The organism is Paenibacillus sp. FSL R7-0273 (genome assembly GCF_000758625.1).
GTDB lineage: Bacteria > Bacillota > Bacilli > Paenibacillales > Paenibacillaceae > Paenibacillus_AQ.
The window spans coordinates 3,305,497-3,328,255 of the sequence record NZ_CP009283.1; the positions used below are offsets into that span (position 1 = coordinate 3,305,497).

Here is a 22,759-nt window from a genome sequence, read left to right on the forward strand (position 1 = left end):
TAACCCTGCTATGGCAGAGGGTGCAGCCGTTTCACGCCCGAGCATGTGCCAGGAGGTGAGCCGCCATAGAGCGGATGTCCAAGAAAGAGCGCCAGCAGAAGCTGCTTCACATAATAGACGGAAATCCCTTTGTGACTGACCGTGAACTGACCCGGCAACTCAAGGTGAGCATCCAGACTATCCGGCTGGACAGGCTGGAGCTGGGAATCCCGGAGCTGCGTGAACGGATGAAGCAGATGGCAGAACATTCCTATGATCAGGTGCGTTCACTGCCGCCGGATGAAATCATCGGGGATATTGTCGATCTGCAGCTGGACAAGAGCGGTATTTCCATATTCGAAATCCGTGAGGAGCATGTCTTCTCGCGGAACGGCATTGCCCGCGGACATTATGTGTTCGCCCAGGCCAATTCACTGGCGGTGGCGGTTATCAATGACGAGATCGCCCTGACGGCTTCCGCCGATATCCGGTTTGTGCGGATGGTCCGGCTCGGGGAGAAATGTATTGCCAAGGCGCAGGTGCGTTCACTGGCCGGCCGGGGCGGCAAGGCCGAAGTGGATGTGTTTACGTATGTCGGTGAGGAACAGGTGTTTCAGGGCCATTTTGTAGTGTACCGGTCTGCAGTTGAAGAATACAGCGAAGGGGGAAACCGCAATGCTGATCGCCATTGATGCGATGGGCGGGGATAATGCACCTGAATGTAATGTGGAAGGTGCGTTAGCTGCGGCCGCAGAATGGAGCGATACCCGGCTGGTGCTGGTCGGCGACGAAGCCAGGCTTGCACCGCTTCTGAAGGATAAGCCGTCTAATCTGACGGTGCGTCATGCGGGGGAAGTAATCAGCTCCGATGAGGAGCCAGTGAAGGCGGTCCGCCGCAAAAAGGATTCATCGATGGTCGTAGCCGGACGGATGGTGCGTGAGGGCGAAGCCGATGCCATGATTTCTTCGGGAAACACAGGAGCCCTGATGACTACCGGGCTGCTGGTTGTGGGAAGAATGAACGGTATCGAACGTCCTGCGCTGGCTCCGATGATTCCAACCCTGGATGATGTCGGTGTGCTGGCATTAGACCTGGGAGCGAACATGGATGCGAAGCCTCAGCATCTGGCGCAGTATGCGCTGATGGGCAGTATCTACCGCAGCAAGGTGCACGGGATTGCGAAGCCGAGGGTAGGTCTATTGAATGTCGGAACAGAGCCCGGCAAGGGCAATGAGCTGACTAAGGAAGCTTATCCGCTGCTGGAGGCACTGCCGGGCATTCATTTTGTCGGCAATGTGGAGGCACGCGATGTGCTGACAGGCGCCTGCGATGTGCTTGTCTGCGACGGCTTTGCCGGGAATATCCTGCTTAAGACGCTGGAGGGGACGGCAGGGGCCATGTTCTCCCTGCTTAAGGAGCAGTTCAGCAAATCCCTCAAAACCAAGCTCGGTGCAGCAATTCTAATGCCTGAGCTTAGAAGCCTCAAAGGTAAAATGGATTACAAGGAGCACGGCGGTGCGCCGCTGCTGGGCCTCAGCGGCCTGGTCGTGAAGGGCCACGGCTCTTCGGACGGCAATGCGGTCAAGAATGCGGTCAGACAGGCGCGGATAGCGCTGCAGGCAGGGCTTGTGCCCGGCATATCCAAGGAAATTAGCGGGAAGTGAGTGACGATATGAATCAGATGCGTTCGGTAGGGATTATCGGTACAGGAAAGTATGTGCCTGAGCAAATATTGACTAACAGCGATCTCGAAAAGATCGTAGAAACCAATGATGAATGGATTGTCAGCCGTACTGGCATCCGTGAACGGCATATTGCGGCGCCGCACGAGGCGACCTCGGATCTGGCCTATGAGGCTGCCCTGAAGGCGCTGGCATCCGCCGGAATGAAGGCGGAAGAGCTGGATCTTATTATTGTTGCTACCATTACACCGGACACCTCGTTCCCTTCCACTGCCTGCATCCTGCAGGATAAGCTGGGTGCGAAGGGTGCTGCGGCTTTTGACCTGTCTGCTGCATGCTCGGGCTTTGTCTACAGCCTGGCAACAGCGACAAGCTTCATTAAAACCGGCATGTATAACAATGCGCTGGTTATCGGAGCGGACACGCTTTCCCGTATCACTGACTATACGGACCGCAACACCTGTGTGCTGTTCGGAGACGGGGCAGGCGCCGTGATTTTAGGCGAAGTTCCGGAAGGCCGCGGATTCCAGTCATTCGACCTGGGTGCAGAGGGAGCGGGCGGCAGCCTGCTGAAGCTTGAAGCGGGCGGCTCGCGCCTCCCCGCATCCAGCCAGACCATTGAAGACAAGAAGCATTTCATCTATATGAACGGCCGTGAGGTATTTAAATTTGCTGTGCGGGTAATGGGTACGGCGACTGAACGTGTGCTTACCAAGGCAGGACTCACCAAGGAAAACATCGATCTGTTTGTACCGCATCAGGCGAACATCCGGATCATCCAGTCAGCGATGCAGCGTCTTGATCTGCCGGAAGAAAAATGCGTGATTAATGTAGACCGCTACGCTAACACTTCAGCAGCCTCCATTCCGCTGGCACTGGTGGAAGCGGCAGAGGAAGGCCGGATGAAGGAAGGCGACACGGTACTTATGGTCGGCTTTGGCGGCGGGCTTACCTGGGGCGCTTCCGTACTGATCTGGTAAACGAATAATGAAGCCCGTGTATCGGACGGATAACACACCGATGTAAGGGAACTTGAAGGAGTTTGTACGATGGGTAAAATTGCATTTGTCTTCCCCGGCCAGGGTGCGCAGGCTGTCGGGATGGGTAAGGATATTTATGACGCACTGCCGCAGAGCCGTGCCGTGTTTGAACAAGGTGACAAGGTGCTCGGCTTTGACCTGAGCAAGCTTGTGTTTGAAGGTCCGGACAACGAGCTTAAGCAGACGGTGAACACCCAGCCTGCCCTTGTAACAACAAGTGTTGCCTATCTTACAGCACTTAGCGATAAAGGCATTAAGCCGGATTATGTTGCCGGCCACAGTCTTGGTGAATACAGCGCGCTTGTAGCCGCAGGCGTTCTCTCCTATGAGGATGCTGTGCAGCTGGTCCGGCTGCGCGGACGTTTTATGGAGGAAGCAGTGCCGGGCGGACAAGGCGCCATGGCAGCTGTGCTGGGCGCAGAGCGCGGGGCGCTTGCTGATTTGTGCCGCAGCATTTCGGAAACCGGCAGCATCGTAGAGCTGGCTAACGTCAACTGCCCCGGCCAGATTGTAGTCTCAGGCTCACAGGAAGGCGTTGCAGCGGTAGTTGCGCGGGTTAAGGAAGCCGGCGGCAAGCGGGCAATTCCGCTGGAGGTCAGCGGACCGTTCCATTCGTCGATGATGAAGGAGGCTGCTGAACGGCTGGCAGCCGAGCTTGCGCATGTAACCTTTAACACTCCGGCGGTACCGGTGGTTGTTAATGTCACTGCCCAGCCTGTAAATGATCCCGAACAAATCCGGGAGCTGCTTGTGCAGCAGGTATATTCACCTGTACTCTGGCAGGACAGTGTGGAATGGCTGATTGCAGCCGGCGTGGATACCTTTGTTGAAATCGGCTCCGGCAGCGTACTGGCCGGGCTGATCCGTAAAATCGATAAAACAGTCAAGGTAGTCAGCATTAACAGCCTGGAAAGTGTTCAGGGAGAGCTGTAGCTGCCTGGTGATATTACCGGTCATATGATAGAAAGGGGATATACAATGTTCTCAGCATTACAAGGCCAGACGGCCCTGGTTACCGGCGGCTCGCGCGGAATCGGCCGCAGCATTGCGCTTGCTCTTGCCGGGCACGGCGTGAAGGTAGCCGTTAATTATTCCGGCAGTGAAGCCGCAGCCCAGGAGACAGTTGCGCGTATTGCCGAGCTGGGCTCTGAGGGCATTGCCCTCAAGGGGAATGTCGGCAGCAGCGAGCAGGCGGAGAACCTCGTCAAGGAGGTTATCAACACCTGGGGCAGAATCGACATTCTGGTTAACAATGCCGGAATTACGCGGGATAATCTGATTATGCGCATGAAGGAAGAGGAGTTTGATCAGGTTATCGAGACCAATCTCAAAGGCGTGTTCAACTGCCTCAAGGCCGTTACACGTCCGATGATGAAGCAGCGCTACGGCCGGATTATTAACATTTCCTCCGTAGTGGGCGTGACAGGCAATCCGGGTCAGATTAACTATACCGCCGCTAAGGCGGGGGTAATCGGAATGACCAAATCAGCGGCAAGGGAGCTTGCTTCCCGCGGAATTACGGTGAATTGCATTGCACCGGGGTTCATTGATACCGACATGACCCGTGAGCTGTCCGATGAAGTCCGCAGCGAGCTGGTGAAGGGGATTCCCCTTGCCCAGCTCGGGCGGCCGGAGGACATTGCTAACACGGCTGTATTTTTGGCCTCGCAAGGGGCAGCTTATATGACAGGCCAGACACTTCATGTGGACGGCGGCATGTACATGTAAGGCTAAAGCAAGCTTTGAACAGCTATGGAGGGAACGGGAAGAGGCTGCCGGAAAGCGTTTTTTATGCTCTATGGTATTTTGACTTCATATCTCGTATAATACCAAAAGAGGAGGTGAACCGGATGTCCGATGTATTGGAGCGTGTAAAACGCATTGTCATCGACCGCTTAGGTGCCGATGAAGCAGAGGTAACATTAGAAGCGTCTTTCAAAGATGATTTGGGTGCTGATTCTCTTGATGTAGTAGAATTGGTTATGGAATTGGAAGATGAATTCGATATGGAAATCTCTGATGAAGATGCAGAGAAGATTACGACCGTGGGTGAAGTTGTGAAGTACATACAATCTCATACCTAGAGTCATATGATTGAGGGTCCCGTCCCCGTGGGGGCGGGACTTCTCCTCATTTTACACGTATACAGCATTACAGCAGGCCCTTGGCCGCCATAATACGGGGAAAATTACAGAACCGCAGGCAGGATGCCTTGGCGGGACTGAAGTTTATATAGAGCGTTAGAGAGCACAGCTTCATAACAATGAAGTATACAGCCTACAGATGGGGTGATTGCGTTTGAGTCATAGAGTGGTTGTTACAGGTATGGGCGTAATAACGTCCCTGGGTAAGGATCTGGAGACCTTCTGGGAGAGCCTGATGAGCGGCAAATCCGGAGTTTCTACAGTGGATGCCTTTGATGTCAGTGATTATACAACGAAAATAGCAGCTTCGGTTAAGGATTTTGATGCGGAAGAGCGTTTCGGCCGCAAGGAAGCCCGCAAGATGGACCGTTTCGTGCAGTTTGCGGTAGCCGCCGGTGAGGAAGCGCTGAAGGACAGCGGACTTAAGATCGGTGAGGATATTGATGCAGAACGGATCGGCGTATCTGTCGGCTCCGGCATCGGGGGACTGGGAACATGGGAGGACAATCACAACCTGCTGCTCGAAAAAGGGCCAAAGCGCGTGAGCCCGTTCTTTATCCCGATGATGATTGCCAATATGGGCTCCGGCCAGCTGTCGATTAACCTCGGCGCCAAAGGACCTAACACTACTACAGTTACGGCATGCGCGACAGGAAGCCACTCCATTGGAGAATCCTTCCGTCTGATCCAGCGCGGCGATGCGGATGCAATGATCTGCGGCGGTTCGGAAGCGACAATCCGTCCGACAGGCATGGCAGGCTTCTGTGCAATGAGAGCAATGTCCACGCGTAATGACGAGCCTGAGAAGGCCAGCCGCCCGTTTGATGTTGACCGTGACGGTTTCGTTATGGGTGAGGGCGCAGGTATCCTTATTCTCGAATCACTTGAGCATGCGGAGAAGCGCGGTGCGAAGATCTATGCTGAGGTTATCGGCTACGGCCTGAGTGCGGATGCGCATCACATGACCGATCCGGATCCTGACGGTGCAGCACGCTGCATGAAGATGGCAATCCGTGATGCCGGAATTAACCCGGAGGATATCGATTATATCAACGCGCACGGAACCTCCACACCTGCAGGCGACAAATCGGAAACGACTGCCGTTAAGAAGGCGCTTGGAGACCATGCTTATAAGGTGGCTATCAGCTCGACAAAGTCGATGACAGGGCATTTGCTTGGTGCAGCCGGCGGCGTTGAGGCGATCATCTGCGGTCTTTCCCTGCAGAAGAACAGGATTGCGCCTACGATTAACCTGGATAACCAGGACCCGGAATGTGATCTGGATTATGTTCCGAACGTACCGCGTGAAGCCGAGCTTAACGTTGTGATGTCCAACTCATTCGGATTTGGGGGACATAACGCTACCGTTATTCTCAAAAAATATAAACAGTAAGGGGAGAACAGTGCAGTGAAAGGAGACCTGAAGCAGTTACAGAGCCAACTTCAAATCCAATTTCACGATCCTGTACTTCTGAAGCAGGCCTTTACCCATGCATCTTATGTGAATGAACACCGGTTCAACCAGCATCAGGATAATGAGCGTCTGGAATTTCTGGGCGATGCCGTGCTGGAGCTGACGGTTTCTGAATATTTGTACAACCTGCTGCCGGACAGGCCTGAGGGAGAGCTGACCAAGCTGAGAGCAGCAATTGTATGTGAGCCTTCACTGGTCAAGTTTGCCGAAAGCCTCGGCTTCGGGCGGTTTGTATTGCTGGGCAAAGGGGAAGAGCTTACGGGCGGTCGAACCCGCCCGGCCCTGCTGGCTGATGTGTTCGAATCCTTCGTGGGAGCGCTTTATCTCGATCAGGGGCTGGAGACCGTACGCCGCTTTCTGGATAATCACGTATTCCCGCTTGTGGAGACGGACGGCAAGCTGCAAATGCAGATGAGCGATTTCAAGACTGAGCTTCAGGAGCTGATCCAGCACCACGGATTAGGTACACTGGAATACCGGATTATTGAAGAGCGGGGACCGGCGCATGAGCGCGAATTTGTATCTGAGGTGTTTATGGCCAGCCAGTCGCTGGGCAGAGGCAACGGCCGTTCCAAGAAAGAAGCGGAGCAGCAGGCTGCAGCAGCAGCGCTTTTGCGGCTGAAGGAAGACGGCGCTTGAATATTGCAATAATTGTAATCAAACAAGGTTAGGCTACCCGAGGCAGTTAGCGGAGGAGAGCAGCAATGGTCTGAATGCCGGCGATATGGCGGAGGTCAGACCTTTGCTGCTCTTTTTCATTTATGGGGTCCCCGCAAAGTACCTGGTTAGCGTCCATGTATTGGCGTCACTTTGTGGGGTTATTTAGGAACGGCTATGATATAATAGTTCAGAGGTGATAGGCGAGTTATGTTTTTGAAACGGATCGAATTGGCTGGCTTTAAATCTTTTGCCGACAAAACGGAAATGGAATTTGTACGCGGTATTACGGCTGTAGTAGGGCCTAACGGCAGCGGCAAAAGCAATATTTCCGACGGGATCCGCTGGGTGCTTGGTGAACAGAGCGCCAAGTCGCTGCGCGGCGGCAAGATGGAGGATATTATCTTTGCCGGAAGTGATGCGCGTAAAGCGGTGAACTATGGCGAGGTTTCACTCACTCTGGATAATGAGGATCATGTGCTGCCGCTGGATTTCAGTGAAGTGACAGTAACCCGGAGGGTGCACCGCAGCGGTGAGAGTGAGTATCTCATTAACAAACAATCCTGCCGGCTGAAGGACATCACAGAGCTGTTCATGGATACCGGAATTGGACGTGAGGCGTACTCTATTATCGGACAGGGACGGATCGAAGAGATTCTCAGCACCCGCTCCGAGGACCGGCGCGGGATTTTTGAAGAGGCCTCAGGAATTGTTAAATATAAATCACGCAAAAAGGACGCCGGACGCAAGCTGGATGAAACGGAGCAGAATTTGCTGCGCATCCATGACCTGCTCAGCGAGCTTGAGGATCAGATTGGCCCGCTGAAGGAGCAGTCCGAGAAGGCTATCCGTTATAAAGAGCTGCGGGAGCAGCTCAAGCAGCTGGAAATATCGGTCTATGTTCATCAGATCGAGGGGATTCATACCGCCTGGAAGGAAGGCAATGCGCGGCTTGAGGTGCTGGGCAAGGAACAGCTGGAGCTGTCGACCGTTGTATCCGCCCACGATGCCAAGCTGGAAAGCGGACGGGCTGAGCTGCGGGCGCTGGAGGAACAGGTAGAGAGGCTGCAGGAGCAGCTGCTGCGCTACAGTGAAGCCTATGAAAAAAGCGAAGGCTACGGTGAGGTGCTTAAGGAGCGTAAAAAGAACCTGGAGGCGAACCGGGAGCAGCTGCTGGCTACTCTGGGCACTGTTGGAGAACGTTCTTCAGACCGTCAGCGTGAGCTGGCTGAGCTGGAGCTGAAGCTGGAGCAGGCGCGTCAGGCACTGGAGCATTTACGCGGAGAACTCGCTGCTGAGGAGACAAGGCTGGAGGGAGTTGCCGGCGGGATCAGCCAGAGCAAGGAAGAGCAGCTGAAGAGCTCTTTGCTTGAATTGATGAATATGATGGCCCAGGCCCGGAATGAAATCCGTTATGCGGACCAGCAGAAAGAGGGCCTGGAGCGGCGGATGAGCCGGAGCGCTGAGGAAAGCGGCAAATGGACCGCCCGGCTGGAGGAGCTGTCCGTATCCCAAAAGACACTGAAGGATCGGATTGCCGCACTCGGCAAAGAAATTGGTAATCTTCGGAACAGCTATATTACCGAAAGTGAGCAGACTAACAAACGGCATAAGCTGATTGAAGAGACACAGGCCGGACTCCGCAAGTGGGAGCAGAAGCGTGAAGCACAGGTGTCCAGGCATGAGACGATGAAGGAGATGCAGGACGACTTCGACGGCTTTATGCTCGGGGTTAAGGAAGTGCTAAAGGGAGCCCGCAAAGGCCAGCTGAGCGGTGTGCACGGTGCTGTCGCTGAGCTGATATCCGTGCCTGAGCGTCTGGAAATGGCTGTTGAAACGGCGCTGGGCGCTTCACTGCAGCATGTCGTAATGGATAATGAAGCTGTATCCCGTCAGGCTATAGCCTTTCTGAAGCAGCGTCAACTGGGCCGGGCAACCTTTCTGCCGCTGGATGTTATCCGTCCGCGCCAGATTACCGGAAGCGACCGCAGCATGGTTGAGGGAGCTGACGGTTTTGTCGGGATCGGCTCTGAGCTTGTGGGCTTTGATGACAAGTACAGCAGCATTGTCGGCAGCCTCCTGGGCAACGTAGTTATTGCCGAGAATCTGGAGCAGGCTAACAAGATTGCTGCCAGATGCCAGTACCGCTACCGGGTTGTAACGCTTGAAGGTGATGTTGTGAACGCCGGCGGTTCAATGACCGGGGGCAGCCAGCATAAGAAAAATAACAGTCTGCTGAGCCGCAAACGCCAGCTGGACCAGCTGTTCAGCGAGATTGAAGAAAGCGAGCGGCAGATCGCCAAGCTGAAGCAGGGCATCGGCCGGCTCAGGGAAGAGCAGGAGAATGCCTCGCGCAAGCTGGAGCAGCTGCGTCATGACGGAGATGAGAAGCGTCTTGAGGAGCAGCGTGTTGCCGGAGATCTGAAGCAGCTGGAGCAGGAGCTGCGCCATGTGCAGGAGCAGGTTGAAGGTGCCGGTGCGGAGCGAAGCGGCTTTGAGGCAGAGGTGAAGGGGCTGGAGGAAAGCCGTATACAGGCTGTAGCTGAGCTTGCCCGCCTTGAGCAGGAAGAAAAGGCTGCCCATGAAGCGATCCGCAATGCGGAGTCAGAGCGTAAAGCGAGCGAGTCCGCCAAGGAGGAGCTTCAGGGCAAACTGACGGGTATGAAGGTCGCAGAGGGTAAGCTGGATCAGGAGATTTTCTCGCTCGAGGAACAGCTGCGCCGGATGCGTCAGGATGCCGGCTCACAGGATAGAGAGCTGAAGCAGAGCCGCAGCCTGCTTATGACGATTGAGCAGGATCTGGAGGAGAATGTCCGTGAAGCGGTGAAGCAGCAGGAGAATCTGAACAGCTACCGGCTGAAACGGGATGAGAGTGCGGCAGCGCTTGACCTGGCCCGTGCAGACCGTGCTGCCCTGACCCGCAAGCTGGAGCTGGCTGAAGGCGAGACCAAGGATCAGCGGCAGGCACTCCGGGCCGTGGAGGACAAGCTCCGCACAACCGAGGTCTCGGTCGGAAGGCTCGATGTGGAGCTAGACAATATTCTGCGCAAGCTGAGTGAGGATTATGAGCTGAGCTATGAGCTGGCGAAGCAGCGCTATCCGGTGCCGGAGGATGTTCCGGCAGCCCAGATGGAGGTTCAGCGGCTGAAGCGCAGTATTTCGGCACTCGGTGAAGTCAGCCTGGGTGCGATCGAGGAATATCAGCGTGTGCATGAACGCTATACCTTCCTCAGCAGCCAGAAGGATGACCTGGTGGAAGCCAAGACCACCCTGTATCATGTCATTCATGAAATGGAAGAGGAAATGTCCAAACGCTTCAAGATGACCTTTGATGCAATCCGCCGGGAGTTCGGGACGGTGTTCTCGAAGCTGTTCGGAGGCGGACGGGCAGATCTGCAGCTGCTGAATCCGGAGAATATGCTGGAGACAGGGATTGACATTGTAGCCCAGCCGCCCGGTAAAAAGCTGCAGAACCTGCAGCTGCTCTCCGGCGGGGAGCGTGCTTTGACCGCTATGGCACTGCTGTTTGCCATCCTGCAGGTGAAGCCGGTTCCGTTCTGCGTGCTGGATGAGGTCGAGGCAGCGCTGGATGAAGCCAACGTTGTCCGGTTCGCCCAGTACCTGCGCGAATTCTCGGAGCAGACCCAGTTCATCGTCGTAACCCACCGCAAGGGCACGATGGAGGAAGCTGATGTGCTCTACGGCGTCACTATGGAGGAGGGCGGCGTATCTAAGCTCGTCTCCGTGAAGCTGGAGGATGAGGAAGCGATAATTGCGTAATTTTTTTGAAAATAGAGGGGGACCATAATGAGCTTTTTTAAGAAACTGAAAGAAACCATTTCCGGCAAAACGGAAAGTGTAACCAAAAGCTTCCGCGACGGGCTGGAGAAAACGCGCAAGGGCTTCGTTGAGAAGGTCTCTGACCTGATTATCCGCCGCAAAAAGATCGATGAGGAGTTCTACGAGGAGCTTGAAGAGATTCTGATCGGTGCAGACGTGGGCGTTAACACGGTAATGACCCTTGTGGAAGAGCTGCGTGCTGAAGTGAAGCAGAAGCGGATTGAGGATGCAGCGGAGCTTCAGCCGATTCTCTCCCGCAAGCTGATGGAGCTGCTGCGCGGTGATGATGACAACAGCCTGAAGGAGAACCCGGACGGCATTACTGTAATCCTGTTTGTCGGTGTTAACGGAGTCGGCAAGACGACAACGATCGGCAAGCTGGCACACCGTTACAAGCAAGAGGGCAAGAAAGTGCTTCTGGCTGCAGGCGATACCTTCCGTGCCGGGGCTATAGAGCAGCTTGAGGTGTGGGGCCAGCGGGCCGGAGTTGACGTGATTAAGCAGCAGGCGGGCTCTGACCCGGCAGCTGTTATGTTCGATGCCGTGCAGGCCGCAAAGCAGCGGAATGTCGATGTGCTGATCTGCGATACGGCCGGCCGTCTGCAGAACAAATCGAATCTGATGGAAGAGCTGAACAAGATTTTCCGGGTCATCCAGCGTGAAATTCCAAGTGCTCCCCATGAAGTTCTAATGGTGCTTGACGCGACAACCGGGCAGAATGCGCTGAGCCAGGCTAAGCTGTTTGGTGAAAAAAGCGGCGTCACCGGTCTGGTCCTGACCAAGCTGGACGGCACAGCCAAGGGTGGTATTGTCGTGGCGATCCGCCAGGAGATGAACCTGCCGGTGAAGCTGGTCGGGCTTGGGGAGAAGATGGAGGATCTGCAGGCCTTTGACTCCACCCAGTTTGTACATGCCTTGTTTGCCGGGTTGATCAGCGAGGAAGAGGCTGAGCCGGAAGAGGATAAAGAATAATAAATCTGAGAGAATCAGGATTCACTCTGATAGGACCCGTTTACCGGCTTTGGCTGGTGGACGGGTTCTTTTGTATGGGAAGCGGCAGTCCGTTTAAACGGATCTGTGAATAATCTAAACACATAACAATTTCAATACATGAAAAATTCATAATAGTACTGCTTGTCAGCTCTCCCGCATACAATTCATTGTATCCTCAACATTACAGCACCCGGAAAATACGCTCAGGAGAAAGGAAGCGATTCCAAGTATGCGGAATGGTTCATAAACTCCATTTTGCTGTTATATATATTGACATCAAGATTATCATTTACGTATTATGAGAGTAGAATTAAAGTTTTTCGGGATTAAATCTATAAATTTTAATTAATTTGTAAACAAACATAACACATTTGAACATCCGAAAGGAGTCGGGCTCATGTCCAAATTAGATCCTTTGCCCGGTATCTCTCCGTATCCGCTGGAGCATTTTTATGATGAAATGTATGCCGATGAACGGAGTATCCGGCCTCATTACAAGCATGTGAGCCGCATGTTTAACGGGATGAGCCCCGAAGAGCTGCATGCCAAGCAGAGATTAATGCAGCGTCGCATGATGGAAGAGGGAATTACGTTCACACTGTACAATCCGGCCCAGGATCAGCCGATGGAGCGGACGATTCCCTTTGATATGATTCCGCGGATTATCCCGAAGGGTGAGTGGGAACGGCTTGAGGCAGGAATTATCCAGCGGATAACTGCACTTAATTTATTCATTCATGACATCTATCATGAGCAGTACATTGTAAAGGATGGAATTGTCCCGCGGCGGATGATCATCAGCAATGTATACTTCCGTCCGGAAATGGCGGGCCTGAGGGTGCCTGGCGGGGCTTATGTGACGACCTCGGGCATCGATCTGATCCGTCATCATGACGGCGAGTATTATGTGCTTGAGGATAATCTGCGCACGCCGTCAGGCTTCTCTTATCTTTTTAAAGGCAGATCACTGATGAACCAGCTATTTCCCGAACTGGCGTTCGCCAGCTCTATACGGGATGTTGACCACAGCTTGAACCGTTTTCTGTCTGTGCTGCGCAGCCTGTCGCCGTCGAGAACCAAAGATCCGGTAATCGCGCTGCTTACGCCGGGCGAATATAATTCGGCTTATTATGAGCATGCTTTTCTGGCCCAGCAGATGGGCATCCATCTGGTTGAGGGGCGCGACCTTGTTGCCCGGGATCACAAAATTTATTTAAAGGAAATGAACAGCTTGCGCAGAGTCGATGTGCTGTACCGCCGTCTGGATGATGATTATATCGATCCGCTGGCATTCCAGCCGAATTCGCTGCTGGGTGTAGCCGGGCTGATGAATGCCTACCGGGCAGGCAATATCGCAATTGCCAACGCTCCGGGCACTGGGGTTGCCGATGATAAAGCCATGTATGTCTATGTTCCGGATATGATCCGTTATTATCTGAACGAGGAGCCGATTCTGGGCAATGTGCCGACCTATCTGCTGTCACGGCCTCAAGAGCGCCAGTATGTGCTGGATAACCTGTCCGAGATGGTAGTCAAAGAAACCTCACTCTCCGGCGGTTACGGCATGCTTATCGGGAGTGAAGCAACCAAGGATGAGCTGATAGATTTCCGTCTGAAAATTCTTGCTGACCCGGCCCGTTATATCGCCCAGCCGATCATGTCCCTGTCACGGGCACCAGTGCTGTCAGGTGCATCGATGGTGCCGCGTCATATCGATCTGCGGGCGTTTGTGCTCATGGGGGCGGACCGCAAGCCGCATGTCATACCAGGCGGCCTGACCCGGGTGGCGATGAAGGAAAACTCTTTGGTCGTGAACTCCTCCCAGGGAGGCGGAGTAAAGGATACTTGGGTTATGGCCTGAAGCCGGCGGCTTTAGCCGGTTAACAGGAACAAAGTGCAGCATCAATATGTGGAAGCGGAGGAGTGGTGACGATGCTGAATCGCAACGCGGAAGCTTTGTTTTGGATCGGACGTTACATTGAACGGGCGGAGAATCATGCGAGGCTGATTGATGTCCATTATCATATTCAGCAGGAAGAGGATTTTCAGTCAGAGGGCCATAAATGGTCAAGGCTGATTGATGCGTTAGGCGTCAGAAATGAGTACCTTAAGCAGTTTGAGAGCTTTTGTGAGCAGGATGTGCTATCTTTCATAACGCTGGATCTAGGCAACTCTAATTCCCTGTTCTCCTGTGTGCACCAGGCGCGGAATAACCTGCGTACACTGCGCCAGCATCTGCCAAGCGAGCTATGGGACATTGTTAACGGCTTTAATCTCTGGCTCGGTGAGCAGTCTGTAGCTGATATTATGAGCGGCCCGCATCAGTTCTACCAGCAGGTTAAAGAGCGTGCAGCCATGTTCCTTGGTGCAGAGCAGTCCGTTATGCTGCGGGGCAATGAGTGGCATTTTATTGAAAGCGGGCGGTTTCTGGAACGCGCTGAGAACACGACGAGGATTCTGCAGGCTGTTACCGTATCATGCAAATCGAAGGAGAACAGCACTATTTATACCCAGCTGCAGGCTGTGCTGAAATCAGTGAGCGGCTATCAGTCCTTCCGCCGTTATTATGCTGATGATATGTCACCGGAGTGCATCCTGGAGTTCCTGATCGTGAATGCACGTTTTCCGCGCTCGGTGCGCTTCTCGTTCCACAAGCTGGAGGAGCATCTGGCCAGACTGGAGCTGGATTCCTCGGAGAAGGGCTCGGGGCATGAGAAGGTTATCCGTCAGGCAGGCAAGATTAAGGCTGAACTTGACTACATGGAAAAAGAAGAGATGTCCGGCGATCTCGTCGATGATGTGCTTCATTCCCTGATGGTCTCCTGCCAGCGCTTAGGGAAGACGATGGAGGGCGCCTTTTTTCGCCGCGAAGGAGCTTATGTATGAAGATCCAAATCAACCACACAACCACCTATTCCTATCCCGAGCCGGTTACGGACAGTGTCAATGAAATCAGGCTGACTCCGCGCACCAACTACCGTCAGTCCTGCTATCATCATGAGGTGGAGGTGACTCCTGCGGCGAATCTGCTCACGTATGAGGATTTTTTCGGCAACCGGGTGCATGCCTATTCGGTGAATAAGCCGCATACAGAGATGGTGATTCATACCAAAGCGACCGTAGTGACACTGGACAAAGCGCAGGGTGCGGACCTTCCGCATATCCCGCTTGAAGATCAGGTTAAGCTGCTGAATGATGATAAGTTTCAGAATCGTTATATTGAATTTATTCTGCCCACCCGGTATACGGAGGTTACGCCTGAGCTGGTTGAGTTCGCGTCGCTGCACCCTTTTGAGGAAGCGGATGATATGTACGCCTGGACCAAAAAGCTGTCCTCCACGATCTATGAGCAGTTTACCTATGACCCTGAAGCGACGAGTGTGAATACTACGGTCAAAAAAGCGCTCAAGCTCAAGCGCGGCGTCTGTCAGGATTATGCTCATCTGATGATCGCCGTCTGCAGGAGTGTCGGCCTTCCTTCGCGGTACGTCAGCGGATATCATTTCGTCGGTGATCTGCAGGGCGGCAACGCCGATTTCGAGCAGGCTTCACATGCCTGGGTCGAAACGCATATTCCCGGAACAGGCTGGCTGGGCTTCGATCCGACCAATAATGCGGAAGTGAACTGGCGTTATATCAAGCTGGGCCACGGCCGGGATTACAAGGATATCGTACCGGTAAAAGGCGTATACCGCGGCGGAGCAGGAACACTGAGCGTAAAGGTGGATGTGCGCAAGCTGGAGAACTGAGGGGATTGGGAGGAGCGGCTGGTTCTGATTTCGCCGGAGTCGGCGAAATGGACGAAATGAAGGGCACAAATGCCTTTGATTTCGCCAAAGTCGGCGGATTGGATGAAATGAAGGGCACGAATGCCTCTGATTTCGCCGCAGTCGGCCAATTGGACGAAATGAAGAGCACGAATGCCTCTGATTTCGCCAAAGTCGGCCAATTGGACGAAATGAAGGGCACAAATGCCTCTGATTTCGCCTGAGTCGGCCAATTGGAGGAAATGAAGAGCACAAATGCCTCTGATTTGGCTAAAGTCAGCCAATTGGACGAAATGAAGGACACAAATGCCTCTGATTTAGCCGAAGTCGGCGGATTGGACGAAATAAGAAAAGGGCAATGAACCAACATTTAGTGCCTTCCTTAGTACGTTTGCACAAAACTTGCGCAAAATTTGCACAAGGGTGATTATAATCGAGGGGCATTTGGGTAATCTTGAAGCAGAGTCACGAAAATGGACAATGTGGAAGGAGAGTGTACATATGAGCCCAAATATAGCGAAAAAACAGCGCTTTGTCGGTAAAACAGCGATTATTACAGGTGCGGGCTCCGGGATCGGCCGAGCGGCAGCGATCCAGATGGCGCGGGAGGGCGCTAATGTAGCTCTTTTTGATCTGGTAAATGAACGCACCTCGGTGCTGGAGCAGAAGCTGAACAAGCTGCGTAAGGATTGCGCACTGGCTATTGATGTCGATACCTCTGATGCTGAGCGGATGGAGGAGGCGGTGCGCAGGACGATTGAGCATTTTGGCAGCCTCGATATTGTGTTTGCCAATGCGGGCATTAACGGGGTAGTAGGGCCGATCGAGGAGCTGAGCCTCAGCGATTGGCAGAATACGATCAACGTGAACCTGACAGGCACGTTCCTGACGCTCAAATATACCATCCCGCATCTCAAGGAAAAGGGTAAGGGAAGTATTATTATCACAAGCTCCATTAACGGGAACACCCGGTTCACGAGCTTTGGCTGGTCACCGTACAGCACGACCAAAGCGGGACAGGTTGCTTTTGCCAAAATGGCGGCGCTGGAGCTGGCGAAGTTCAAAATCCGCGTAAACGTAATCTGTCCGGGGGCCATCTCCACCAATATTGATGAATCTACAGAGTTTAACGAGGATGTCGAGGAAATTGTCATCCCGATTGAGTTCCCCGAAGGGGCTCAGCCGCTGGCAGACGGACCGGGTAAGCCGGAGAATGTCGCTGATCTTGTCTCCTTCCTCGCATCCGATGAATCGATTCATATTACCGGCGCTCAAATCGTAATAGACGGTGCGGAGTCGCTGCTAAGCTAATACTGAAAGCTTCAGGTAACAAAGCGTTACTAGAAAGATATAACAGCCTTGCTCCTTGTCTATAAGACAGGGCAGGGCTGTTTGCTGTGTGCAGGGTTGTAATGTAAACGGATTATGGTAAAATCTGTGCATACACTACAGTAATCAACAGCATATTTTAGCAGAAAAAGGTGATTGTATGAATCAGGAAGTTACAGATTTTATCAACAGCGTCAAGCAGCCTTGGCAGATTGAGATCTGCAATGCACTTCGTCAGCTTGTTCATGACGCAATACCGGATGTGCAGGAGCGGATACAGTACGGGAAGCCGCATTTTCTCAAAAACGGCAAGTATGCTGCGGTTATTACTACTGCGAAGGGCTGGGTGACCTTTACGATTTTTAATGCGGCTGGACTTGAGGTGCCTGAGGGAGTATTTGAGCCCGGAAAGCCGGAGCGGGTTACAGCAAAGCTGCTGGAGGGGAAAAGCGTTAATTACGAGCTGTTCACAGACCTGCTGAAGCAGGCTTCTGCCGAACTGTAAGGTTAAGGGAAGGGGGAAGAACATTGCTGTCATGGCTCGCGGAGCAACGGATTCAGGAGGCAATGAGAAACGGTGAATTTGCAGATTTGCCGGGACACGGCAAGCCGCTGGAGCTGGAGGATTTGTCCGGTGTACCGGAGGAGCTGCGGATGTCGTTCAAGATTATGAAGAATGCGGGGCTTGTGCCGGAAGAGCTGACTCTGCGTGCGGAATGCGTCTCCCTGGAGGAACTAATTGCGGCCTGCATGAACAGCGGAAATTCAGATCCTGCTGAGCAGAAGTCGCTGGAATCCAGATTAAGTGTAAAAAGAATGCGGCTGCAGCAGCTTTTGCGGGAACGGGGGCTTGAGAGCAGCAGTGTCTTCACGGAATACGGAGATGAAATCCACCGGCGGCTGGCAGGCGGGGAGATATAAAATGATATCAAACGGAGGTGGCTAAGCTAATGCTAGAGCGTAAATCTACCTACAGCATCGGAAATGTGCCTGCAGGCTTTCAGACAGAGGTTGAGCGGTTAAAGGCTCAGGCGGTCATGGGATGGGACAAGGAGTTCCGTAATCTGCAGTGGTACGGCTTGCAAAACGGCATGCGTGTGCTTGAAGTGGGCAGCGGCCCGGGATTTATAACCGAGCAGTTGGTCCACAGTCTTCCGGATTGTGAAGTAACCGCACTGGAATATGATAAAACCTTACTGGATGAAGCAGAGCGGCGGATTGTCCCTCCTCCTGCATCCCGGCTGGAATTCGTTCATGGCTCGGTCTATGAGACCGGGCTGGCGGACAATACATACGATTTTGTGATAGCGAGACTGCTGTTCCTTCATTTACATAACCCGCTGGATGCGGCGAGGGAAATTTACAGAGTGCTTAAACCGGGCGGCAGGCTGGTCATAATCGATATAGATGACGGCATATTCGGAGCGGTTAATCCGGACAGTGCGGTACTGCCTGCCGTAATACGTAAGCTGGCTGCCCATCAGGCGGCCAAAGGCGGCAACCGGTATGTCGGAAGGACGCTGCCGCGGCTGCTTACGGAATCCGGCTTTTGCGATGTGGATATGGATGCCGTCGTCCAGCATAGTGATCTGCACGGCATTGAAGGCTTCAGGCAGCAGTTTAACATTAACCGGTATACACCTTTTTATAAGAACGGTATGCTCAGCACAGAAGAATTTGAGCAGCTCAGCAGGTTATCAGAGGCGATTAACAGCTCACCTGAGGCCTATGCGATGATGACCTTTCTGATGGCCTGCGGCCGCAAACCCGGCCATTCTGAGTCTGAGGCTTGAAATCCGGGGCGGCATCGTTCAAGATAAAGTGAACTATAAACAGTAACAGTAATGGAGACAACGATGAAACAGCTTCCGATAATGCAGGTGCTTCCTGACCTGAAAAAAATACTCAGCAGCAGCACAGCCGCTGTGCTGATTGCCGAGCCCGGTGCGGGGAAAACGACGGGGACACCGCCGGCCTTTCTGGACGAGCCGTGGATGACAGGTAAAACGATACTGATGCTGGAGCCAAGAAGGCTGGCGGCACGCTCAGCCGCTGTCTATATGGCAGCTTGCCTGGGTGAGCAGGTAGGACAGACGGTCGGCTACCGGATGCGGATGGACAGCAAGGTAAGCAGGCAGACTCGGATTACCGTGGTTACTGAGGGTGTTCTGACACGGATGCTGCAAAGTGACCCGGAGCTAAGCGGTGTCGGGCTGGTGATTTTTGACGAATTCCATGAGCGGAGCCTGCACGCCGATCTGGGGCTGGCCCTCGTGCTTGAGGCGCAGTCTGTACTGCGCGATGATCTGCGGATTCTGATTATGTCCGCTACACTGGATGCTGAGCGGGTATCCGCCCTGCTTGGCGGGGCTGCGGTGGTGAATTGTCCGGGACGGACCTTCCCGGTTGAAACCATCTATGCCCCCTCAGGGAATAATGCCTTGCTTGAACAGTCCGCGGCCCAGGCTGTTCGCCGCGCGCTGGCGGAGCAGCCGGGAGATTGCCTGGTATTTCTCCCGGGAGAGCGGGAGATCCGGCGGACGCAGCGCGAGCTGGAGAGCGGTAGCCTGCCGTCAGGCACCGTAATCCGGCCGCTGTACGGACAGCTCCCGCAGGCGATGCAGGATGCTGCTGTAGCTGCCGCAGTGCCCGGCGAGCGCAAGGTTGTGCTGGCGACCTCAATCGCCGAGACCAGCTTGACGATTGAAGGCGTACGTACGGTGATTGATACCGGGCTCCGGCGTACGCAGGTGTTCTCGCCGCGGACCGGCATGCCGCGGCTTACAACGGTGCCTGTATCCAAGGCATCGGCTGACCAGCGGCGCGGCCGGGCAGGCCGGACGGCACCCGGCGTCTGCTACAGGCTCTGGAGCAGTGAGGAGCACGCGCGGCTTCCGGACGATAACGTGCCGGAAATGCTGGAGGCCGACCTGGCGCAGCTCGCCCTGGAGCTGGCGCTGTGGGGCGTGCGCGACCCCGCCGCGCTGCCCTGGCTGGACCCGCCGCCTGCTGCGCCTTACGCGCAGGGCACGGCGCTGCTGCGCCAGCTCGGCGCGCTTGACGCCGGCGGCGCCATAACGCCGCACGGCCGCAGCATGGCCGCGCTTGGCGCACACCCGCGCGCCGCGCATATGCTGCTGCGCGCGGCGGCGCTTGGCGAAGCGCCGCTCGCCTGCCGGCTGGCGGCGCTGCTGCAGGAGCGGGACCTGTTCAAGGGTCCCGCGGATCAGGGCAGCGACATCACGCTCCGCGTGGAGGCGCTGCTTGCGTTTGAGCGCTCCGGCAGCAGCGGGAGCGCGGACCCGGCGGTCTTGCGCGCGGTGCAGCGCGAGAGCCGCAGTCTCCTGGCGCAGCTGCAGCTGGCGCCGGAGGCAGTGCCGCAGGACAGCGGCGCCACCGGCCTGCTGCTGTCGTTTGCCTACCCCGACCGGGTGGGGCAGAAACGCGGCGAAGGCGCGTTTCTGCTCTCCGGCGGCCGGGGGGCGGCCATGCGCGAGGGGCAGCCGCTGGCCCGCTCGCCTTACATCGTTGCCGCCGGCGTGGATGACCGCGCCGGGCAGGGCCGGATTCTGCTCGCTGCGGAGCTTGCTGAAGCAGCGCTGCTGCAGCACCATGCAGACGGCCTCACCGAGGAACGGGGTGTCTATTGGGATAAGGACAGCGGCAGCGTCAAGGCCTCCCGCCGGACGATGTTCGGTGCACTGGTACTGAAGGAGACGACACACGAACGTCCGTCCTCTGACGAGATTGAGGATGTGCTGCTGTCCGTCATTGCTGCGGAAGGACTGGATATCCTGCCCTGGGAGAAAAACACGGTTCAGCTGCGTCAGCGGATGGCCTTCATGCAGGCGGTCCGCAGTGACTGGCCGGATGTATCGGAGGAGGCTCTGCTGGGTACGCTGGACAGCTGGCTTCGCCCTTATCTGCAGGGTATACGCAATCTGCGCGAGCTGCAGCGGCTGCCGCTGGCCAGGGCGCTGGAGGGCATGCTGGACTGGAACAGCCGTCAGACGCTGGACCGTGAAGCACCGACGCATCTCACGGTGCCGAGCGGGTCGCGGGTGCCGCTTGACTACGGGAATACCGGAGCCCCCGTCCTGGCGGTAAGGCTGCAGGAAATGTTCGGACAGGCGGATACGCCGCGGATCGGGATGGGCAAGGTCCCCGTGCTGCTGCATTTGCTGTCACCGGCCAGACGGCCGATGCAGGTGACGGCAGATCTGGGCAGCTTCTGGCGGTCTACCTATTTTGAGGTGAAGAAGGATCTGAAGGGACGTTATCCGAAGCATTACTGGCCGGATGATCCGCTGCAGGCCATACCCACAAGCCGGACACGGCCCGGCAATAAATAATCACTAGCAGACGATCCTCCTGCCCCGCCCTGTTTGACAGAACGTTATTGGGGTAATAATACTGCGAACGACAATTACGAAGGAGGGCTTCAAGTGACTACCAAAAAAATCGTAGGAATCTTTGATACGGAACAAGAAGCGACCAGAGCAATTGAGGATCTGCAGAACCGGGGGATCAGCAACGACGAAATCTCCATTATTACCAGAGACCGTGATGAATTACAGAGCATTTCTGAAGATACAGGAACGATGGCGCCGGAAGGTGTGGCAACCGGGGCGGCAACGGGCGGTGTAGTCGGCGGGGTGGCCGGGCTGCTTGCCGGAATAGGTGCCTTGGCTATACCGGGTATCGGACCTATTCTCGCTGCAGGGCCTATCGTAGCTACGCTGACCGGAGCGGCTATCGGTGCAGGCGCAGGGGGCCTGGTCGGCGGCCTGATCGGACTTGGTATTCCGGAGGAAGAGGCGCGCGAGTATGAGGGTTACGTCGACAACGGGAAAATCCTTGTCCTGGTCGATGACAACGGAAGAGGAAATTCCATTCATGATGTCTTCCGCGGCAACCGTTCCTTGAACGCCAGCCGTTACGACACCCTTTATAATGCCGATACAGCCGGAGACAGACTGGCAGACAGAGGAACCGCTAACCCTGACCTTACTCTGGAAGACACGACAGTAGGGAACACGAGGGGGAACCGGGGATCGATGAATGCCGACCGCGACCCGGATCTTTACAACCGTGACCGTTTATAATTAATGTCAAGTCATTCGAAACAACGCTAACTGACCTGTGCATAACCAAATACAACACAGCTTCAAGACTGCATTTCCGGCCTCAACAGCCGGGGATGCAGTCTTTTTTGTGCTGCTGAAATGTAAATCAGGCATACAAGCGGAAATATGCCTCAATTTACAATATTTAAACATATGAAAAATTCACAATAATAAAGCCATAAAATCCAGCTCCCCAGATACACAGCAAATATCCCGCCCATTCTGCTCCCTTAAACCACCAAAAGACGAAAAAGGAGGGCGGACAGGGCACAGATCAGTGCAGCGCCGGATTCAGATTGTGAAATATGGTAAACAGGCATTATACTAGAGTCATATGGATAATCATCAGGAGGGATACAATGGCATTCATGATTGCCCAGCGGGCTTTTATCAAGGTGTACCTGATTACATTGGTAGAACAGCATAAGGGGTACGGCTATCAGATGCTGGAGGACCTGCGGAGGGATTTCAAAGCCCACGGGTATTCCCCGCCCCAGAGTGAGGTATATCGTGCTCTGCATGAGCTTGTACAGCAGGGAATCCTGTACCGGACCAAGCAGCTTAAGGGGAATGATCCAAAGGTCGACTTCCAGGAGATTGTCCTGTATCACTTTACTGCAGACGGGGAAGAAAAGGCCAGGCTGTACAAAAAACAGGTAAAAACAGATCTGGACCGCTGCCTAGGTATCCTAAACAAAGCGGTCGCAGATAATTACTAGCTTCTATT

At 54.6% G+C, this 22,759-nt stretch carries 21 protein-coding genes; all 21 read left to right on the forward strand.

All coding sequences use genetic code 11. The features are described 5' to 3' along the window. Positions 1-74 precede the first annotated feature (74 nt). The 21 genes from fapR (at position 75) to R70723_RS14310 (ending at position 22,751) form a co-directional block, all read left to right on the forward strand. The gene (gene fapR / locus R70723_RS14210; protein WP_039872926.1) at positions 75-671 is read left to right on the forward strand and encodes a transcription factor FapR; all 597 of its coding nucleotides are present in this window, start codon (positions 75-77) and stop codon (positions 669-671) included. Further along, positions 655-1,644: a phosphate acyltransferase PlsX gene (gene plsX / locus R70723_RS14215; protein ID WP_039872927.1), complete on the forward strand. Its 990-nt coding sequence runs from the start codon at positions 655-657 to the stop codon at positions 1,642-1,644. Before fapR ends, plsX begins: the two co-directional genes overlap by 17 nt. 8 nt (positions 1,645-1,652) lie before the next feature. Then, positions 1,653-2,642, forward strand: coding sequence for a beta-ketoacyl-ACP synthase III (locus tag R70723_RS14220; RefSeq protein WP_039878762.1), 990 nt, complete (start codon positions 1,653-1,655; stop codon positions 2,640-2,642). A 69-nt stretch (positions 2,643-2,711) separates the two neighbouring features. Further along, positions 2,712-3,635, forward strand: coding sequence for an ACP S-malonyltransferase (gene fabD, locus R70723_RS14225; protein ID WP_039872928.1), 924 nt, complete (start codon positions 2,712-2,714; stop codon positions 3,633-3,635). Positions 3,636-3,680: 45 nt separating this feature from the next. After that, entirely contained in the window at positions 3,681-4,430 is a 750-nt protein-coding gene (gene fabG / locus R70723_RS14230) for a 3-oxoacyl-[acyl-carrier-protein] reductase (protein WP_039872929.1), read from the forward strand. Positions 4,431-4,552: 122 nt separating this feature from the next. After that, positions 4,553-4,786 (forward strand): acyl carrier protein, encoded by a 234-nt coding sequence (locus R70723_RS14235; protein WP_019911228.1) that lies wholly within the window; start codon positions 4,553-4,555, stop codon positions 4,784-4,786. A 214-nt stretch (positions 4,787-5,000) separates the two neighbouring features. Beyond that, positions 5,001-6,239 (forward strand): beta-ketoacyl-ACP synthase II, encoded by a 1,239-nt coding sequence (gene fabF / locus R70723_RS14240; protein WP_076418250.1) that lies wholly within the window; start codon positions 5,001-5,003, stop codon positions 6,237-6,239. Between the two features lie 15 nt (positions 6,240-6,254). Further along, positions 6,255-6,959 carry a ribonuclease III gene (gene rnc / locus R70723_RS14245; protein WP_039872931.1) on the forward strand — a complete coding sequence of 235 codons (705 nt, stop codon included), beginning with the start codon at positions 6,255-6,257 and terminating at the stop codon, positions 6,957-6,959. A gap of 228 nt (positions 6,960-7,187) precedes the next feature. Beyond that, positions 7,188-10,757, forward strand: coding sequence for a chromosome segregation protein SMC (gene smc / locus R70723_RS14250; protein WP_039872932.1), 3,570 nt, complete (start codon positions 7,188-7,190; stop codon positions 10,755-10,757). Between the two features lie 27 nt (positions 10,758-10,784). Continuing rightward, positions 10,785-11,789 (forward strand): signal recognition particle-docking protein FtsY, encoded by a 1,005-nt coding sequence (gene ftsY, locus R70723_RS14255; RefSeq protein WP_039872933.1) that lies wholly within the window; start codon positions 10,785-10,787, stop codon positions 11,787-11,789. A gap of 418 nt (positions 11,790-12,207) precedes the next feature. Next, on the forward strand, positions 12,208-13,671 hold the full coding sequence (locus tag R70723_RS14260; protein ID WP_039872934.1) for a circularly permuted type 2 ATP-grasp protein: 1,464 nt from the start codon (positions 12,208-12,210) through the stop codon (positions 13,669-13,671). A gap of 71 nt (positions 13,672-13,742) precedes the next feature. Then, positions 13,743-14,696, forward strand: coding sequence for an alpha-E domain-containing protein (locus tag R70723_RS14265; RefSeq protein ID WP_039872935.1), 954 nt, complete (start codon positions 13,743-13,745; stop codon positions 14,694-14,696). Beyond that, positions 14,693-15,559 (forward strand): transglutaminase family protein, encoded by an 867-nt coding sequence (locus R70723_RS14270; RefSeq protein ID WP_039872936.1) that lies wholly within the window; start codon positions 14,693-14,695, stop codon positions 15,557-15,559. The genes R70723_RS14265 and R70723_RS14270 overlap by 4 nt, the downstream gene beginning before the upstream one ends. Positions 15,560-15,564: 5 nt before the next feature. After that, positions 15,565-15,801 (forward strand): hypothetical protein, encoded by a 237-nt coding sequence (locus R70723_RS14275; protein ID WP_039872937.1) that lies wholly within the window; start codon positions 15,565-15,567, stop codon positions 15,799-15,801. 277 nt (positions 15,802-16,078) lie between these two features. Continuing rightward, entirely contained in the window at positions 16,079-16,888 is an 810-nt protein-coding gene (locus tag R70723_RS14280; protein WP_039872938.1) for an SDR family oxidoreductase, read from the forward strand. Positions 16,889-17,066: 178 nt separating this feature from the next. Continuing rightward, positions 17,067-17,411, forward strand: coding sequence for a DUF1801 domain-containing protein (locus tag R70723_RS14285; RefSeq protein ID WP_039872939.1), 345 nt, complete (start codon positions 17,067-17,069; stop codon positions 17,409-17,411). Positions 17,412-17,434: 23 nt separating this feature from the next. Beyond that, on the forward strand, positions 17,435-17,827 hold the full coding sequence (locus R70723_RS14290) for a DnaJ family domain-containing protein (RefSeq protein WP_039872940.1): 393 nt from the start codon (positions 17,435-17,437) through the stop codon (positions 17,825-17,827). 29 nt (positions 17,828-17,856) lie between these two features. Beyond that, positions 17,857-18,699, forward strand: a complete 843-nt coding sequence (locus tag R70723_RS14295; RefSeq protein WP_047171126.1) for a methyltransferase domain-containing protein — start codon at positions 17,857-17,859, stop codon at positions 18,697-18,699. 63 nt (positions 18,700-18,762) lie between these two features. Further along, positions 18,763-21,258 carry an ATP-dependent helicase HrpB gene (hrpB, locus tag R70723_RS14300; protein WP_039872941.1) on the forward strand — a complete coding sequence of 832 codons (2,496 nt, stop codon included), beginning with the start codon at positions 18,763-18,765 and terminating at the stop codon, positions 21,256-21,258. Positions 21,259-21,351: 93 nt separating this feature from the next. Next, the gene (locus R70723_RS14305) at positions 21,352-22,011 is read left to right on the forward strand and encodes a general stress protein (protein ID WP_076418248.1); all 660 of its coding nucleotides are present in this window, start codon (positions 21,352-21,354) and stop codon (positions 22,009-22,011) included. Between the two features lie 380 nt (positions 22,012-22,391). Next, positions 22,392-22,751 carry a replication termination protein gene (locus tag R70723_RS14310; RefSeq protein WP_039872942.1) on the forward strand — a complete coding sequence of 120 codons (360 nt, stop codon included), beginning with the start codon at positions 22,392-22,394 and terminating at the stop codon, positions 22,749-22,751. Positions 22,752-22,759: the final 8 nt, after the last annotated feature.